We start from the raw sequence: 16,399 nt of genomic DNA, 5'->3' as shown, positions 1-16,399 counted from the left end.
CCGTGCTTCCGTGGTAAACGCGAAATTAGAAATCGCCTGAGGGCTCGTGCAAAAGGGGGGCGGGCCATAAGCCTCGCTCCCGACGGTAGGCGCGGAAGGCCTCCAGACGTTGGCGATCTAGCCGCTTGCAGAGCCATCCAGGCCGACCACCGGAGAGGCTCCGCTCCAAAGCCCGCCACCGCACCGGTCCCAACCCCTCGGAGGGATCTGCGATGAGGCTAGCCCCGGCTGTCCCCCGACGCCCATCCCAGGAGCAAGCCCAGTCGCTTGAGGCCAGCACACAGAGCCGCTCCTGCGCGCGCACCAGACCAAGCGCCCGCCACAGCCGACGGGCATAGGCCCGCCGACGTCGATCCAGGACCACCGTAGCGGCCGGAACCAAAAGCAGGTCCACCTCCGCAGGGACAAGCGAGGGATGCCACAGATCGGCGCAGATCACCACGCTCAAGCGCCAATCTCCCACGGAAAGCCGCATCGGCCCCCCACCAGGCTCGACCCCTCGGCGGCGTTCATGGGTGAGCAGGCAGCGCTTATCATAAAAACCCAGCAGCGCCCCCTCCGGATCAAGCACCATCGCCCGGTTGCGCAAACACCCCGCCTCGTCGCGCACCAGGACCGATCCGCCCACTAGGTAGATCTGCAGCCGCCGAGCCCAACCGCGAAGCAACCGGAGCTCCTCAGACTCGGTCCAGAGCGCCGGAGCGGAGGCAGCGGACCAGTACTCCGGCAGCACCACCCAGAGGGGATCCTCCGAGCAGACCCGACGCAGGGACTCCAGAGCTTGCGCAAGAGCCCGTGCGTTTTCCTCCGGGCGCTCGGACCGGAGAAGCGGCTGTAGCACGGCGACGGTCACGAGCGCACCAACGCGGCCGAACCCACCATCAAGGCCGCAAGTCCCAGCCAATACCCCCAGGAAAGCAGCGAGAAGGGCAACAAGGGGCTGCCATACCAGATCCAACAGAGCACCACAAGCAGTAGCCCATACAACAGGGGCACGAGAGCGATGAGGTCCCCTAAGAAAGCCGAAAGGGGTTGTCGGAGCAGGACCAGCAGCAACAGCAGTATCGTGGAGAGCACCATCCACAAGGGGCCTATGGCGAAGGCCCACTCCTTGAACCCCATCACAGGGGCTAGCTGACGCAGCTCCGGAAGCCAGCGCAACACGTCCAAGGCGCTGTATCCGCTCCGCAGATCGACCACCTCTGCGGGCACCCATCGACCCAGGAGCGCAAGAGGCTGGGCCAAACGGCCCGGGAAAGCCTCATTGAGGCTCCAATAGGAAAGCCGGGCGAACGGCAGGCTCAAGGCCACCAGGCCTAAGGCGACCGCACCCCAGGCGATAGCGCGCGTCCATCTGAGCGTGAGCCGAGAACCCATAGCCATCCCCGCTGGAGCATTCAAAACTATGCCTTATGCACCGCCGGAACAAGCCGCCGCGAGCGTTTTCGCGAACGGGCCATCCGGATTTCGAGTCCAAGCCCGCGCCATGCGCCTTGACCGATTGATTTCGCCCGTCGGTTGCCGGGCCTCTGGAGGCGTATCCGCCTGGAATCGGCAAGTAAAACGGCTAAAAGATCCGCACAATGCCGCGGGTGTACCGGCTAGGATGCTGACGGACGTCCTCGGCCAGACGCCGCAGGGCCACGAGGGTCGAATCCAGGCTCCAGTATAGCCGCTCGTCGTTGAGCAGCAACCCCAGCGTGCCCTGGCCTTGGTTGATTTTGCGCAGGATTTCGTTCAGCTCCCGCTGCCCCTCCTCAAGCCCGGCCAGGGCCCTTCGAAGGTCGCGGAGGTTCGCCTGCAGGGCGCGCTCCAAGCTGTCCAAGCGAGCGGGATCGGTGAGCTCAGCTCCCTGCTCGGCGGTTATCCGCAGCGCTTCGATGGCGCGTTCCAGGTCCTGAGCACGACGCTCCAGGATCTGCGCCAAGCTCTGGGTCAGCGACCGCAGATTCGTAAGCGTACCCTGTAGCTCCTCTCGCCCCCCCTGCCGCAGCAGCAGCTCTACTTCCTGCAAGGTCCCGCTGAGCCGATCCAGGGTCCGGGTGGTCTTGTCCACGATCGGGCGCGCCTCTTGCTGCAGTTGTCCGGCAAACCCCTCATCGTACTGCCCGAGGAGAACCCCGTTGTGGGAGACGGGCTCCGGGTCGTCGCCTAAGATGAGGGAGACGGCTTTGGTGCCGATGAGGTCCGTGCTGACGATCAAGGCTCGGCTGTCGCGCGGGATCCGGATCCCCCGGTCGATGCGCAAGTGCACGCGCACGCCTTCGGGCACAAGCTCCATACGGGCTACGGAACCCACTTTGACCCCGGCGATCTGCACGGGGTTGCCCACAAGCAACCCGTCGACCTTTTCGTAGATGGCCGTTACCATGTAAGAGCCCCCGAGTAAGGGGATGTCACGTAGAAAAAGCACCCCCGCATACAGGGTGACTATGGTGAGCAGGATCGCCAGGCCCACTTTGATTTCGTTCTGGTAGCGCTTCACCGCGCGGTCTCCTTAGCTCATAGCTGATACTCGCTAGCCTTTACGAAACGCAACAAGATGGGATCCTGACTGCGGCGCATCTCCTCGATGGTGCCGACCCAGTGCAGGCGGCCCTCGTGCAACAACCCGGCCCGATCGGCGATCTGCAGCACGCTGTGCATGTCGTGCGTAACCACAATGGAGGTCACGCGCAGCTCACGGGCCAATTTGCGAATGAGCTCGTTGATAGTCTCCGCCGTCTCGGGATCTAAACCTGAGGTAGGCTCATCATACAAGATGAACTCCGGCTCTAGGGCGATGGCTCGGGCCAAACCGACGCGCTTGCGCATGCCCCCCGAAAGCTCGGCCGGGTACTTGTGCCCCATATCCTCTAGGCCCACCTCGGCCAGACAGCGTCGCACACGCTCTTGGATCTCCGCCTCAGTCCACCGACGGCCCCCGACCATGCGCAGAGGAAAAGCCACGTTTTCCGCCGTGTTCAAAGAATCGAACAGCGCCGCGCCCTGAAAAAGCACACCGAAGCGGCGCCGCACCCGGCGCAGCTCCTCGTAAGAGAGCTGAAAGATGTTCTGATCGTCCACCCACACGGTGCCGCTATCGGGCACGAGCAATCCCACCAGGTGCTTCAGCAGGACGCTTTTGCCCGTGCCGCTGCGGCCTATGATGCAGAATGTCTCCCCCTCATAGATGGACAGGTCCACGCCCCGCAGCACGGGCTGACCATCGAAGCTCTTCTGCAGGGCCTCAACTCGGATACGAACCCTATGATGGCTTCCGAACACCGTTTACAACAGCAGGGCGGCCAGGATGTAATCGGCAAGCAACACGGTGATACACGAGATCACAGCCGCTCTTGTCGTGGCCCTTCCGACCCCTTCCGCCCCTCCGGAGGCATAATAGCCCTGATAGCAGCTAATGGAGCTCACCAGAAAGCCGAAGGTAACGGCCTTGGTGAGCATGAAGGTCACATCAAAGGGCTTAAAGAAGCTGCGCGCTCCTACCAAAAACTCAGCCGCGGGCAGCTCCCCAGAAGTCACACCGGCCACTATGCCCCCCGCTATGCCCACCACAGCCGCAGCCGTGATGAGAACGGGAAACATGAGCACACCAGCCAGCACCCGGGGAAGCACAAGAAACGAAACGGCGTTGAGGCCCATGACCTCTAGGGCGTCGATTTGCTCCGTTACGCGCATCGTGCCCAGCTCGGCCGCGATACGCGCGCCCACGCGTCCGGCTAGCACAAGGGCCGAGATCACGGGCGCTAGCTCCAAGATCACGGACTCCGTCACGATGCTGCCGATCACGGATTTCGGCACAAGGCCCGAAACGAACTGATAGGCGGTCTGCAGCGTGGTCACAGCCCCTGAGAAAGCCGCCGCCACCACGACGATGGGCAGGGAGTCGATGCCGATCCGCACCGCTTGGACGAACAGATTGGCCCTGTAGGTGCGCCATTCGTGCACGGAGCGGAAGGCCTGCGCCAACAGCAGGCCATACCGGCCCACGTGGGCTATGGCCCCGAGCGCGGTAGAAGGGGTCATAGGCCTTGGAGGTCTCCTTGTTGCCCCGCACCCCAGGGGGCGTCAGGCTTTACGTCCCACCGCCGCGCAAGGTTTCCAGGATGCGTCCCAGCTGCAGCAGGCGCTCCTCTTCAAAAGGTCTTCCTAAAAGCTGCGCCCCAATAGGAAGCTCCCAGGAGTGCCATCCGATGGGCACGACCAGACCCGGCACCCCAGCTAAATTGGCCGTCACCGTGTATACGTCGGCTAGGTACATCTGCAGCGGATCCTGCAGGCGTTCGCCCAGCTTGAAGCCCGGCGTGGGCGCAGGAGGAACCAGCAGCACATCGACTTCCTCAAAGGCCCGCATGAAGTCCTCTTGGATGAGCCGACGCACCCGCTGCGCCTTGCCGTAGTAGGCTTCGTAGTAGCCTGCGCTCAGCACGTAGGTGCCGAGCATGATGCGACGCTTGACCTCGGTGCCAAAGCCCTGGGTGCGGGATAATTTGTAGAGCCGCACCAAGGGGCTGTCGGGGTTCTCAAGCCGCTCCGCGTAAGAGGCCGCGGCTTCCTCGTCCCCTGCAGCGCGGGCGCGCTCTAGCGCCTCACGTAAGGCCTGGGCCTCTTGCCCTAAGGAGGCCATAACGGCCTCCATCGGGGCCCGATACCCGTAGTGAATGCCGTCATAGCGCGCCAAGTTCGAGGAGGCCTCCGCGGTGGCCAGGATGTAATAAGTGGCGATGCCGTACTCCGTGTGCGGCAGGCTCACCGCACGCAGCTGAGCACCTTCTTGCTCCAGAGCGCGGGCCAGTTCCTCAAGAGCCCGGCGGATCTCCGGATCCAGCCCTTCGGCGTAGTACTCACGCGGCAAGCCTATGCGCAGGCCGCGCACGCTTGCGCTCTGGATGAGCTCCGCATAACGGGGCACAGGGTGCGGCATAGAGGTGGCATCTTGCGGATCGGGTCCCGCGATGACCTCCAGCAGGCGCGCCACCTCCTCTACGGTGCGGGCCATGGGGCCGATGCAATCCAGCGAAGAGGCGAAGGCCACAAGCCCGAAGCGCGAAACACGTCCGTAGCTGGGCTTTAAGCCCACGACCCCGCAGAGCGCGGCCGGAAGCCGTATGGAACCCCCGGTATCGGAACCCAAGGCGGCGTCGCATAGCCTCGCGGCCACGGCCGCGGCGCTGCCGCCAGAGGAACCTCCGGGCACGTATTCGGGCCGATGGGGATTGCGCACAGGGCCGAAGGCGGAATTCTCGTTCGATGAGCCCATGGCGAACTCATCGAGGTTCGTCTTGCCGATCAAGAGCGCATCGGCCTCCCGAAGCCGAGCGACCACGGTGGCATCGTATAGGCTCTGAAAGCCCTCGAGCATGCGCGAGGCGCAGGTGAGCCGGCGGCCCCGCACGGCGATGTTGTCCTTGATGGCCACAACCATTCCCGCCAGAGGTCCGGCCTCTTTTCGGCGGATGCGCGCCTCGATGCGCTCGGCCTCCTGCAGGGCCTCTTCGGCCCAGACGTCCAAGAACGCGTTGAGCTCGGGATTCCGCTCGGCGATGCGATCCAGATACAGCTGCACGCGTTCGCGCAGGGTGATCTCGCCCCGCTCCAGCGCGGTGCGCAGGCTTTCGTAGGTGGTCATAAACCCAAGAAAGCGCCTCTCTTATGCGGCCGATGGGTTCTTTGAGTCCTCAGGAGCCTCCTTGGCAAGCGGTGGACGTGGCGGTTCAAGCCGGTCCGCAGGACGGCTGAGCTCGTCCTGAATCTCCCGCGTCGCGCGCTTGAACTCGCGAATCCCCGTGCCGAGTCCCCGGGCGATCTCCGGGATGCGCTTGGCCCCAAATAGCAGCAGAATGGCCAGAAAAATGAGGATCAGTTCCCCGGTGCCAAGACCAAACATGACCATTTCCTCTTTGATTTAAACCAAGCTACGCCGCCTGAGAGCGCAATGTCAATCCATCCCAGGGATAAGGCTTTGGGGCTGCCGGCCGCGCCAACTAGCGCAGCCGGCCCACCAAGAAAGCCCGCTCTAGCCTAACAGGGCCCGCCTCGAGGCGCACGCCGTAGAGGCCAGGCGGCACAGGCGTGCCAAGGGTGTTTCGGCCGTCCCAGCGCAACAGATGACGTCCTGAGGCGATCATGCCCTCGAAAAGCAGGCGCACCCGTCGCCCCATGGCGTCAAAGATCCAGACCCGCACGATTCGCGCCTGCGGCGCCTCCATGGGTATGAGCAGCTCTGGGCCCACGAACGGGTTCGGATAAGGCGTCCCCAGCGCCCATGTGCGCACAGGGGACGACTCGGCTTCCTGGGCCGTGCCGCGAAGGACGGTCCAAGAAAGGGAAAGCGGCTCCCCCTCAGAGCCCGCAGCAAGCGCTGCGCGCACGCTCACGTAATGCGTGCGCAGGTTCGGACGTGCAATAAAGGCCCATGGATACCGCCCAGAAGGCCGAGCCCGCCCGTCCATGGCCGCCCACAACAGCACGTACTCCTGGGTCTCGGCTCGATATCCGACCCAGCTCTGCGGGCCCAAGCTGGAATCTAACCGAACCGCCTCCAGACCCGCGGCACCGGCCAGGCGCAGGCGCAGCTCCAGGCCCATGAAGGGCTGCTCGGATTCGCACTCAAGCCGCAGGCCCTCATTCGAAGTGTGCAACCACAGGCGCAAGGGGGCCAAGGAGGCTATGCCTGCTGAGGGCTCGGACGCGGCCACCTGGCCCGCGGGCAGCGGTAAATCGTCCGGCCAGCGGCCGCGCAAAATGGCCTGCACCAGCACCACAAGATCCCGTACATCGATAAGGCCGTCTCCATCCGGAAAAGGAAACAGATCAAGCGCCCGCCTCTCTAGCTCCTGAAGAGCCCGGCGGCCTAGGACCCCCTCTATACCGCGTACGAGATCCAAAACGTTGACAAGCCCGTCTCCCTGCCCGTCTCCGCGGCCGTGAAGGCCCGTTGCGGACACGGGGATCTCCAGCACACCCCCTAGGCCGTCGTGCGTAAGCCGAACCCGGCCGCGCTGCGGACCGAATTGGCTCTTGGTGGGCTGAAAACGAACCGTGAAACTCGCCTCCGCGCCTGGGGCGACGGTGGCCTGACTGGGCTCCACCGTAAAGAGCGCGTTGGTGCTGGAGACGGCCAAGACGCGCAGCGGCCGCGACCCACCAGGGTTGCGCACCTGAAAGGCGGCCTGCTTCGTCTGCCCTACCGCTACAGCTCCGAGGGCGAGTGAATCGACGGAGCTAACGGCATACGCAAGACGGGCCCGAACTTCAAGCAGCATGCGATCGCGGCCCAGCCGCAAGGTGGCCGGCCGTCCATCCGGACGGGCCTGCGCGCTTCGGAGCCCGCCTATCTCGAGCGTGGTCTGGGCGCTCGACAGCCCCTGCGACAAGGGCAAGACCCGCCATCGAAGCCGCATCCAGGGCCGATAGGCTCCCGTACCTAGCCCCGAGCCGGTGGGATCTAAGGCCAGCACGCGCACCCGGCCCGTGGAGTCCTCCGCCTCCAGGCGCCAGCCGGCGGCCCAACCCGGACCAGGCTCTAGCCCCATCCAAGCCAGGCGGGCCGGATCATAGCGCAACTCAAATTGGACCCCTCCCAAACGGGCGCTTGTGTCTGCGTACGCAAGCGCTAGCTCCACTCGGTAGTCTGCCGTGTCCTCCCAGACGGAGGCCCTCTCTAAGACAAAGCCCAGGGCGTTGACCGTATCCAAACCCCCGCCCCGCAGGGGTACGCTCGTCGGAGATCCCCCGGCGTTGTGGGACCAGCGGATCTGCCCAGACGCGGAACCCGCTTGCACGGGCGCAAAGCGCACCGCGTACTGGCGAACCTGACCCGGATCCAGGCTGGCGGAGTCGGCAGGGGATACCGAGAACCCCTCCCCGGTTACCTCTGGCGGTCCCAATCGAAGGGGACGGGAGCCCGCGTTGCGCACCTCGAGGGTTCGCTCAGCCCTCGCGCCCAGGGGCACGAAGCCAAAATCAAGCAACTCCGGGCTTACGCGAAACAGGGGCGCCACAGCGCGCACCTGCAGATCATCCAGACGCAGCGTGCCGGATCCAGAGGTCTCAAACTGAAAGCGCACCTGCGATTGCCCCAGCAGGGTCGCAGGGATGCGAAAGACCCGCTCTTGGTACGTGTTCACGGCAGCCGGCACGGTCGAATCCCCGGCCGCGATCAGCACCGCGGGCGAGCCTCCGCCGGCGAGGGCGCGAATCGTGAGCGTTTTGCTGAGCTGTGAAGTGCGCACCCAATATCGGAGCTCCGCTTCGGTGGCCCCGCGCAGGTCCACAGGCGGCGTAAGAACCTGCCCCGCCGCCTGTGCGTTGTGCATGAGGTTCAACCCCCCAGAACCTGGGCTTGGGGCCTGATCATCTGTTCGCCAACCGGAGCCCGAAGCACTCCATCCGGCCGGCAGGTTGGGCCGCTGAGCGCTGCTAAAGTCCTCTCGCCAAATCACAACCGGCTGTCCTGCGGCCCCCTCGGCAAAGGCGATCGACAACAGCACGCCGATCCACGTGCGATACATGGCAAACTCCCTCCCTACGCTTGCGGCTGGTGTTAAGACCCAGCGCCCCAGAAGAAAGGTTACCGGCTCGGGATTTAGGCGGTGCGCGGCAGCCGGCGTAGCCGTAGCCGAAGCGAGTTGCCGATCACCATGACGTCCGATAAGGCCATGGCGGCCGCGCCGATCATGGGGCTAAGCAGTAGACCGAAGGCCGGATACAGGAGGCCCGCTGCTACGGGTATCGCGGCTGTGTTGTAGAAAAAGGCCCAAAACAGGTTTTGCTTGATCGTGCGCACGGTCAGGCGCGCCAGCTCCACGGCGCGCGCCAACTGCCGTAGGTCGTCGGCCCACAGCACCACGGAGCTGGATTCGGCCGCCACATCCGCACCGCGGCCCATGGCGATTCCCACATCGGCTTGAGCCAAGGCAGGAGCGTCGTTGACGCCGTCGCCCACCATGGCCACGCGCCGGCCCTCTTGCTGCAGCCGGCGGACGCAGGCGGCCTTCTCCTCGGGCGGCACTTGGGCCCAGAGGCGATCGATGCCAACCGCCTCGGCCACGGCACGCGCCGCCTGTGCTCGATCTCCGGTCAGCATAAGGAGCTCCAGGCCCAATCGACGCAGCGCGACCACCGCGGCTTGGGCCTCCGGTCTGGGCTCATCGAGCAAACCCAGCAGGCCCAACAGACGGCCTTCGACCGAAACGGCCAGCACGGTCCGACCGCGGCTGCTTAGCTCCGCTGCATGGGCCCAGAATTGTTCGGGTCCGTCGGCGCGCGCCACCCAATCCGGTGCGCCGACCCAAACCTCCTTGCCCAAGACGCGGGCCCGTACGCCCCGACCTGGGTGGGCTTCGAAGGCCTCTGGCTGCGGCAGCTCCGCCAGACGCTCGCAAGCCCAAGCCCAAAGCGCCTTTCCCACGGGGTGTTCGCTTAGGGCCTCGGCAGCCCCGGCCCAACGGGCTAGCTCCTCCTCCGCGACCCCGTCCATCGGCACCACGTCCGTCACCCGAAGCCGCCCCAAGGTGAGCGTGCCGGTCTTATCCAAAAGCACCGTATCGACGCGGGCCAGGCGTTCGATCGCTGCGCCTCCCTTGAAGAGAATGCCCATCTCCGCCCCGCGCCCGATGCCCACCATGACGGCCGTGGGAGTGGCTAGCCCCATCGCGCACGGACAGGCGATGATGAGCACAGCCACCGAGGTCATCACGGCATAGCGCAGGGCGTGCTCGGAAGGTCCAAAGAGCAGCCAGGCAAAAAACGTCAAGACCGCTATCGCGATCACGATCGGAACGAAGTAGGCGCTTACCCGATCGGCCAAGCGCTGAATCGGAGCCTTGGACGTCTGGGCTTCTTGCACCAGGCGGATGATCTGCTGCAGGCGCGTATCGGACCCCACGCGCATGGCCACGAAGCGAAACGCGCCAGTTTGATTGAGCGTGCCGGCCCATACCCAATCGCCGGGGCGTTTGTCCACGGGCGCCGACTCCCCGGTAAGCAGCGACTCATCGACGCTCGAAGAGCCCTCTAAGATGCGCCCGTCTACGGGGATGCGCTCTCCAGGGCGCACCACTATGACGTCGCCCTCCCGCAGAGCCGCCACCTCTACCTCCTGCTCCCGGCCCTCTTGCCAGAGACGCGCTGTTCGGGGCTCTAGACGCATAAGCGCGCGCAGGCTTGCGCTGGCTTGGGCCGAGGCGCGTTTCTCCAGCAGGTTGCCCACGAGGATAAGCGTGACGATCGTGGCGGCCGTTTCGTAATACAGGTGCGGCTCCTGTCCGAAGGCCCGAAACCAGCCGGGTGTGACCGTGGCCAGCAGGCTATAGCCATAAGCGGCGCTTGCGCCGATCGAGACCAGTACGTCCATGTTGGCCGATCCGCCCCGCAAGGCCCGCCAGGCGCTCGCGAAAAAGCCCCGTCCCGCCCCGAACACAACGGCGCCCGCAAGCAACGCCTGCACCCAGGCTTGTCCGGGGAAGTCCAAATGAAACATGGAGATCACGAAAACGGGCGCAGTAAGCAGGGCCGCCCATCCGACCCGGCGCCGGTAGGCGCGGTATAAGCGCTCCTGGCGGCCCTCGGGCTCGGCCTCCGAGTCGAGGGGCTGGACCGCATAGCCCAGCCGCCGAATCGCGCGCTCCAAGATCTCCCTTTGCGAGGGCCCGGGTACGTAGCGGATCCGCACCTCGCGCGCAAGCAAGTCGGCCGAGGCCCCTAGAACACCGGGCAGCTTCTGCAGGGCCCCCTCGATGCGGGCTACACAAGAGGCGCATTCCATATCCGGCACCCGAAACACGGCCAACTCCAGCGGCACCCGATAGCCGGCCCGCTCAACAGAGCGCAGCAAGGCCTCCAGCTCGCAGGCCTCGGGATCTACGTCCAAGGCGGCCTCCCGTGCGGCGAAATTGACGCAGGCGCCCCTGACACCGGGGGTTTCCCGAAGCACGCGCTCCAGACGCAGAGCGCAGCCGGCGCAGTCCATACCTTCGACGGGAAGCAGAAGCCGCAGCGTCGTCTCGCGCATCGTCTTGCTATCGCTCCTCCGCATGTGCGCGCACGATGCGGATCACGTCCCCTACGTGCTCATCCTCTAGCCGATAATAGACCACACGCCCCTGACGACGGGGGCGCACCAGGCGCAGGTCCCGAAGCCGGCGCAGCTGATGGGAAACAGCCGAAACGCTTAGCCCCGTAAGGAGGGCTAGCTCATGCACGCAGAGCTCCCGTTCAAGCAGGGACAAAAGCAGCTTAAGCCGGGTCCGGTCCCCCATCGCCTCCAACAGCCCGGCCATCTCCTCCATAACCGACTCCGAAGGCATCGCACCCCGAACGGCCGCAATAGCGGCCGGATTAACACAGGCGGGGGGCGAGGCGGTTTTCATTTGCATAGTTGTTCAACTGTGCAAAATAAAGATAGCCTTTGCCTGTTTTCTCCGCAAGGGGGCTTTTTGTGCGGACGGGCCCTCCTTGGGCCGATCGGTTCGGAGGTCGCTATGCGGAGGCCAGGGGGGTCTTGCGGCGTCGCCAGTCGGCCAAGAAGCGCTCTAGCCCCACATCCGTAAGGGGGTGCCGCAGTAGCTGTTCCAGCACCTTGAAGGGCATCGTGCACACATCGGCCCCCATAAGGGCGGCCTCCACAACGTGCATGGGATGTCGCACGCTGGCCACCAACACCTGCGTGTTGAACCCGTAGTGGCGGTATATTGTGACGATCTGCCGCACAAGCTCCATACCTGAGGAGCCCACGTCGTCCAATCGCCCCACAAAGGGGCTCACGTACGCAGCTCCCGCCTTGGCCGCCACAAGGGCCTGGGCCGGGGAGAAAACCAGGGTGCAGTTGGTCGGGATGCCCGCTAGGGAAAGCGTTCGCATTGCCCGCACCCCATCGGGGGTCATGGGGATTTTGACCACGATGTTGGGGTGCAGCTTGGCCAGCTCGTGGGCCTCGCGCAGCATATTGTCGTAGTCGGTGGCCACGACTTCAGCCGAGACCGGACCCTGCGCGATCTGGCAGATCTGCAGCAGGTGTTCGAAGAAGTCTACCTCTCCCTCTTTGGCCACAAGCGAGGGATTGGTCGTCACCCCGTCGAGCAGGCCCAAATCGGCCGCTTGGCGGATTTCCTCCAGGTTGGCCGTGTCGAGAAAGAATTTCATGATCCGTTCCTCCTACTGGTTCTCTCCTTGCTCAGGCCTGGTTATCTGCATAGAGTCTCGACGCAGCCGGCGCAGGGTAGCCTGAACGTGCGCTTCCAGTCGCAGAATCCGCTCCAGCACGCGGGCATGAAAGCTTCCTTCGGGAAACTTGCCCTGCGCATCGGGTTTACCGGCTGGCAGTCCGCTCAAGAGCTCCAGGCAATCGTCTATGTCGTGGACCGCGTACAGGTGAAAGCGCCCCTCGGCGACGGCCTCTCGGACCTCGCTGTGAAGCATCAGATGTTGGACGTTGGCGGCTGGGATGATAACACCCTGATGACCCGTAAGCCCCTTTACGCGGCAGATTCGGAAAAACCCTTCGATTTTTTCGTTGACGCCCCCGACGGGCTGTAGCTCGCCTTTTTGGTTTACGGAGCCCGTGACGGCCAAATCCTGGCGAACGGGCACGTTGGCCAGGGCCGACAGGAGCGCGCACAATTCCGCAGCCGAGGCGCTATCGCCCTCGATGCGGCCGTAGTGTTGTTCGAAGACGATGCGGGCCGATATCGTAAGGGGCTGATAGAGCCCGTATTGCTGTCCGAGGTAGCCCTCCAGAATCAAGACGCCCTTATCGTGAATGGGCCCGCTTAGGCGCACCTCCCGTTGGATGTTGAGCACTTCTCCGCGGCCGTAGCGGATGCTCACCGTGATCCGGGCCGGATAGCCAAACTGAATGTCCGCCAATTCGACCACGGTAAGACCGTTGATCTCCCCCACGCGTTGGCCATCGGTGTTGACCAATAGGACGCCGCGGGCCACAGCCTCCTCCAGGTATTCAACCGGAAGGCTGGAGCGATACCAGCGTCTGGAGAGGGCTTCTTCGACGTCGCCGACTTCGACCAAAACGCGACGGCGCGTGCGGGGCGTGCGGGATCGGGCCACGTAGGCGGCCTCGCGCACTAGCCCGGCCAGTTCAGAAAAGCGCGTCGAAAGCCGCCCCTGATCTTCGACCATGCGCGCCGCATGCTCTATAAGCCGGCCTACAGCCCTCGGGGTCCAGTGCGGCAGGTGTTCCCGCTCGCAGACCTGACGCACAAAGGCCGCATAGGCCAGCTCCATCTCCGGGGTGCGCAGAACGGAATCATCGAACTCCGCCTTGATCCGAAACAGCTCCCCGAAGTCCGGGTCAAGGGCGTGCAAAAGCTCGTAATGCTCCTGATTGCCCATGAGCACAACCTTGCCCTCGAAGGGGATGGGTTCCGGATCCACGAAGACCGTATTGCCCATCGTGGGCTCTGGGCTTATGGGCTCGATGCGAATCTGGCGGGTCTGCAGCACGAGTTTAAGTGCTTCATAGGCGTAGGGGTTTAGAAGCAGCTGGTGCACGTTTACGAGCAGAAACCCCCCATTGGCCCAATGCAAGGCGCCGGGGCGCACGTAGGTGTAATCCGTGACCATCGCTCCGAACTGAAACTCATACTCAACGCGCCCCATGAGGGCGTTGTACGTCGGGTTGGGAACGCTCTCTATGGGGGCGCCTTCTTGCCCGGTGCGATCGACGAAGACGTTCACCCTGTAGCGGCGCCAGAGATCGAAAAATCCAGGCCGCAGAGGCTCCTGATTGTCCTCCTCAGCGGCCTCTTGAGCTTCCGTGGGCTCCTCTCGGTACAGCCGATCGATGACGCTTAAGATGAGGTCCTCTTGCACCAGATCCAGATAGCGCAGCACGTCTGGGACGGACTGGTACTTTTCGCGCAGCCGCCCCACGATGGAGTCGGCCAGTCGCTCCACAAGCCCCACGTTGAGTTCGTCGATGCGTTCTTGGATCGCCTCCCAATGCCGCAAGAGCTCTAGCTCCTGCTCCCGATGCGCCTCTCGCAACTGATCCCAGGCTTGGCGCAGGGTCTCCCGCTCAAGACGAGGTAGGCGCTTGAGCGCGCTGGGGCTCAGGGGGCGGCCCCGTTTATCCAGGGGCACGATTTCCAAGGCGCCGGAGTCCCCCTCGACAAACCCGAAGCCTTTTCGACGCAGCAACCGCTCCAGCTGCTGACGGCGGGCTCGCTCTTCACGCTCCAACTTACGCTCGAGCTCTTGACGCTGACGCAGGTAGTCTTGACCGGTAAGCGCGTGTGTGACGGCCTTTAGCATGGCCGTGACGGTTTCCTCCAGGTCCTTAGCAAAGCGCCGACCCCAGCCCGCCGGAAGCCGTAGAGCCAGGGGTCGATTGGGCTGGCGGAAGTTGTTCACGTACACCCAATCCTCTGGGGTGGGGCGAGCACGAGCCACGTCCTGCAGCACGCGCCGCAGAGCTGTTTCTTTGCCCACTCCGGGCTGGCCGGCCAGATACAGATGATACCCCGGAGCCGCTATGTTCACGGCCGTCCGGATGGCCTCCAGCGCCCTCGGCTGACCGATGAGGCCGGGATCGTAATCCAAGGCCGCCGTGCTCCGAAACCGCCATGCACGCGTGTCGGTGGCGCGGTAGGTTTCTTCGGCGCTGAGCAGACGGGGGGGCATGGACACTCCAAGTGGGCTAAGGGCGTGTGAGGAGTTTGCGGTACTCTGAACTGTGTCCGGGATCGACGGCGCTTAAGATCTCATAGGCGCGCCGTCGCAACGCCACGGGCGCCTCCTCCAGGGCCGCAACGAGTTCCCGGTACTTGGCCGTAAAAAACAGGTCCAGCACATATTGCCGCGAGGCGTCTTGAAAGACCTCGTAAATCCGCTCTAGAGCCTCTAGGATCCGCTCTCGGGCGGACTCAGGGTTCTGCAGGTAGGCGTCCAGACCCCGAAAATGATACAGGAAGAGCGCCTCGCGAAACGGCGTGAAACGCGCATCGAGCAGTTGGCTTATAAGCCAATAGCGGTTGTTTCGCTCCGCCGAAGGCCTCCACTGCTGTGCTCCTCCCCCCCTCTGGGCCAGGTCCACGATCCGACGGGCGATTTCCAGGAAGCGCGTGCCCCCTTGGGGGGAAAACGTGTCGTAGTCGTAACCCAGGATCAGATAGGCGTAAAAGTCCAAGGTCGAGGTGAGTTCGTCGAACTGCTCTAGGTTGTGCACCAGAGGCTGTCCCTGCACGTAACGGAAGCTCCAGCGGGGTTCCACAAGCTGGAGCACCACCGTTTGTTGATCGGATCCGTAAATGGGCCGACGACTGGTGACGGCCAACTGGGCCGTGTATTGGTCTCCGTCGCGCTGCACGAACACGATCTGCAAGGCGCATTCGATGCGCTCTTGGAGTTCGAAAAGGTCCTCGGTCCAGCGGTGTTGGTTCAGATACTCCTCGATTTGGGGCTTGAGCTGGCGCAGAAACTCCACACCCGTTCCTTCGAGGGCCCGCAGCTCGATCGAAACCGTGCAGGAGAGCTCCTGGGCTGCCGCCTGTCCGCCCCACAGGATCAGGCTCATTCCCAGAAGGCAGCTGCCGATGTAACGCATCCGAAGAGAGCGGAATCTTGCACCCAGAAGCAATTTCCGACGTCTGGCGCGATGAAGCAAGTCGCAGGGCTCGTGCTCTGGATGGGCCTTTGCCTGCATGCGGCCGTCGGGCAACCCAGCTGGGGATGGCGCCTGTGGGGGGAGGCGGCGGCCGTCTTGGGAGGAGCGCTGGATCGGCTCTGGGTGCATCCGGCTGGGCTTCCGGCCACCTCAAGCGCGGGGCTTAGCTGGGAGCGGCGCTTCGCTTTGGGGGAGCTTGAGTCGCTTTCGGCCGGCTTTGTGGGCCGCCTTCGCAGCTGGCGCCTCGGATTGGGGCTGTCGGGCTTCGGCTTTTCGCTGTATCGGGAGTTACGGGCGCGCCTGGCCGCAAGCCGGGCCCTGGATCCCTCGCTTGGGCTTGGGGTCTATTGGGAGGCCGCGACCAGAAGCGTAGCGCGCTATGGACGCTCGGGAATGCTCGCCATAGGCGGAGGGCTGGATTGGGGATCAGGCCCCTGGCGCGCGGCCGTGGCTCTGAGGCCTATCTTGGCCACAGCCTGGTCGAATCGGGAGCGCGAGCCCCGACGCCTGCTGCTGGCCGCCGCTTACGCGAAAGCCGATCTAGAGCTGGCCCTGGGCTGGGAGGCCGCCCCTACGGCGACCCCCTCTCCGATAGGGGCTTTCGCCTGGCGCCCGCGCCCGGAGCTTTTGCTCGGGCTCGGATTCCGGCCTGAACCTCCGGAGTGGGCTGCAGGCGCGCAGCTTCGCCGGGGACGGCTTCGGGTGGGCTGGGCCGTGTCGCGGCACCTGGATCTGGGTTGGAGTCCTCTTTTGGAGCTGTGCTGGGAGCGCTAGACC

At 64.4% G+C, this 16,399-nt stretch carries 14 protein-coding genes; 1 reads left to right on the top strand and 13 read right to left on the bottom strand.

Annotated features, from left to right (window positions below):
- Positions 1 to 25 precede the first annotated feature (25 nt).
- The 13 genes from NZ993_00790 to NZ993_00730 form a co-directional block, all read right to left on the bottom strand.
- Entirely contained in the window at positions 26 to 853 is an 828-nt protein-coding gene (locus NZ993_00790) for a carbon-nitrogen hydrolase family protein (protein MCS7154334.1), read from the bottom strand.
- Positions 850 to 1,377, bottom strand: coding sequence for a hypothetical protein (locus NZ993_00785; protein MCS7154333.1), 528 nt, complete (start codon positions 1,375 to 1,377; stop codon positions 850 to 852). Before NZ993_00785 ends, NZ993_00790 begins: the two co-directional genes overlap by 4 nt.
- A gap of 190 nt (positions 1,378 to 1,567) precedes the next feature.
- A complete protein-coding gene (locus NZ993_00780) occupies positions 1,568 to 2,485 on the bottom strand; it encodes an MlaD family protein (protein MCS7154332.1) in 918 nt (305 codons plus the stop codon).
- A 17-nt stretch (positions 2,486 to 2,502) separates the two neighbouring features.
- On the bottom strand, positions 2,503 to 3,267 hold the full coding sequence (locus NZ993_00775) for an ABC transporter ATP-binding protein (protein ID MCS7154331.1): 765 nt from the start codon (positions 3,265 to 3,267) through the stop codon (positions 2,503 to 2,505).
- A 3-nt stretch (positions 3,268 to 3,270) separates the two neighbouring features.
- On the bottom strand, positions 3,271 to 4,026 hold the full coding sequence (locus tag NZ993_00770) for an ABC transporter permease (protein ID MCS7154330.1): 756 nt from the start codon (positions 4,024 to 4,026) through the stop codon (positions 3,271 to 3,273).
- Positions 4,027 to 4,075: 49 nt separating this feature from the next.
- Positions 4,076 to 5,629, bottom strand: coding sequence for an aspartyl/glutamyl-tRNA amidotransferase subunit A (locus NZ993_00765; GenBank protein ID MCS7154329.1), 1,554 nt, complete (start codon positions 5,627 to 5,629; stop codon positions 4,076 to 4,078).
- A gap of 21 nt (positions 5,630 to 5,650) precedes the next feature.
- Positions 5,651 to 5,887: a twin-arginine translocase TatA/TatE family subunit gene (locus tag NZ993_00760; GenBank protein ID MCS7154328.1), complete on the bottom strand. Its 237-nt coding sequence runs from the start codon at positions 5,885 to 5,887 to the stop codon at positions 5,651 to 5,653.
- A gap of 97 nt (positions 5,888 to 5,984) precedes the next feature.
- Positions 5,985 to 8,513, bottom strand: a complete 2,529-nt coding sequence (locus NZ993_00755; GenBank protein ID MCS7154327.1) for a choice-of-anchor D domain-containing protein — start codon at positions 8,511 to 8,513, stop codon at positions 5,985 to 5,987.
- A 74-nt stretch (positions 8,514 to 8,587) separates the two neighbouring features.
- Positions 8,588 to 11,014 carry a heavy metal translocating P-type ATPase gene (locus tag NZ993_00750; GenBank protein ID MCS7154326.1) on the bottom strand — a complete coding sequence of 809 codons (2,427 nt, stop codon included), beginning with the start codon at positions 11,012 to 11,014 and terminating at the stop codon, positions 8,588 to 8,590.
- Between the two features lie 7 nt (positions 11,015 to 11,021).
- Complete coding sequence (locus NZ993_00745) at positions 11,022 to 11,372, bottom strand: metalloregulator ArsR/SmtB family transcription factor (protein ID MCS7154325.1); 351 nt, start codon at positions 11,370 to 11,372, stop codon at positions 11,022 to 11,024.
- Positions 11,373 to 11,481: 109 nt separating this feature from the next.
- Positions 11,482 to 12,144, bottom strand: coding sequence for a fructose-6-phosphate aldolase (gene fsa, locus NZ993_00740; protein ID MCS7154324.1), 663 nt, complete (start codon positions 12,142 to 12,144; stop codon positions 11,482 to 11,484).
- Between the two features lie 12 nt (positions 12,145 to 12,156).
- Positions 12,157 to 14,640: an AAA family ATPase gene (locus tag NZ993_00735; protein ID MCS7154323.1), complete on the bottom strand. Its 2,484-nt coding sequence runs from the start codon at positions 14,638 to 14,640 to the stop codon at positions 12,157 to 12,159.
- Between the two features lie 16 nt (positions 14,641 to 14,656).
- Complete coding sequence (locus tag NZ993_00730; GenBank protein ID MCS7154322.1) at positions 14,657 to 15,562, bottom strand: DUF4835 family protein; 906 nt, start codon at positions 15,560 to 15,562, stop codon at positions 14,657 to 14,659.
- 51 nt (positions 15,563 to 15,613) lie between these two features.
- Here NZ993_00730 and NZ993_00725 point away from each other — a divergent pair, with 51 nt between their 5' ends.
- Positions 15,614 to 16,396 (top strand): hypothetical protein, encoded by a 783-nt coding sequence (locus tag NZ993_00725; protein ID MCS7154321.1) that lies wholly within the window; start codon positions 15,614 to 15,616, stop codon positions 16,394 to 16,396.
- Positions 16,397 to 16,399: the final 3 nt, after the last annotated feature.

This window comes from Bacteroidota bacterium (genome assembly GCA_025059945.1).
GTDB lineage: Bacteria > Bacteroidota > Rhodothermia > JANXDC01 > JANXDC01 > JANXDC01.
Note: the sequence above shows the minus strand (reverse complement) of the source record. Positions and strands in the feature narration are given on the sequence as shown.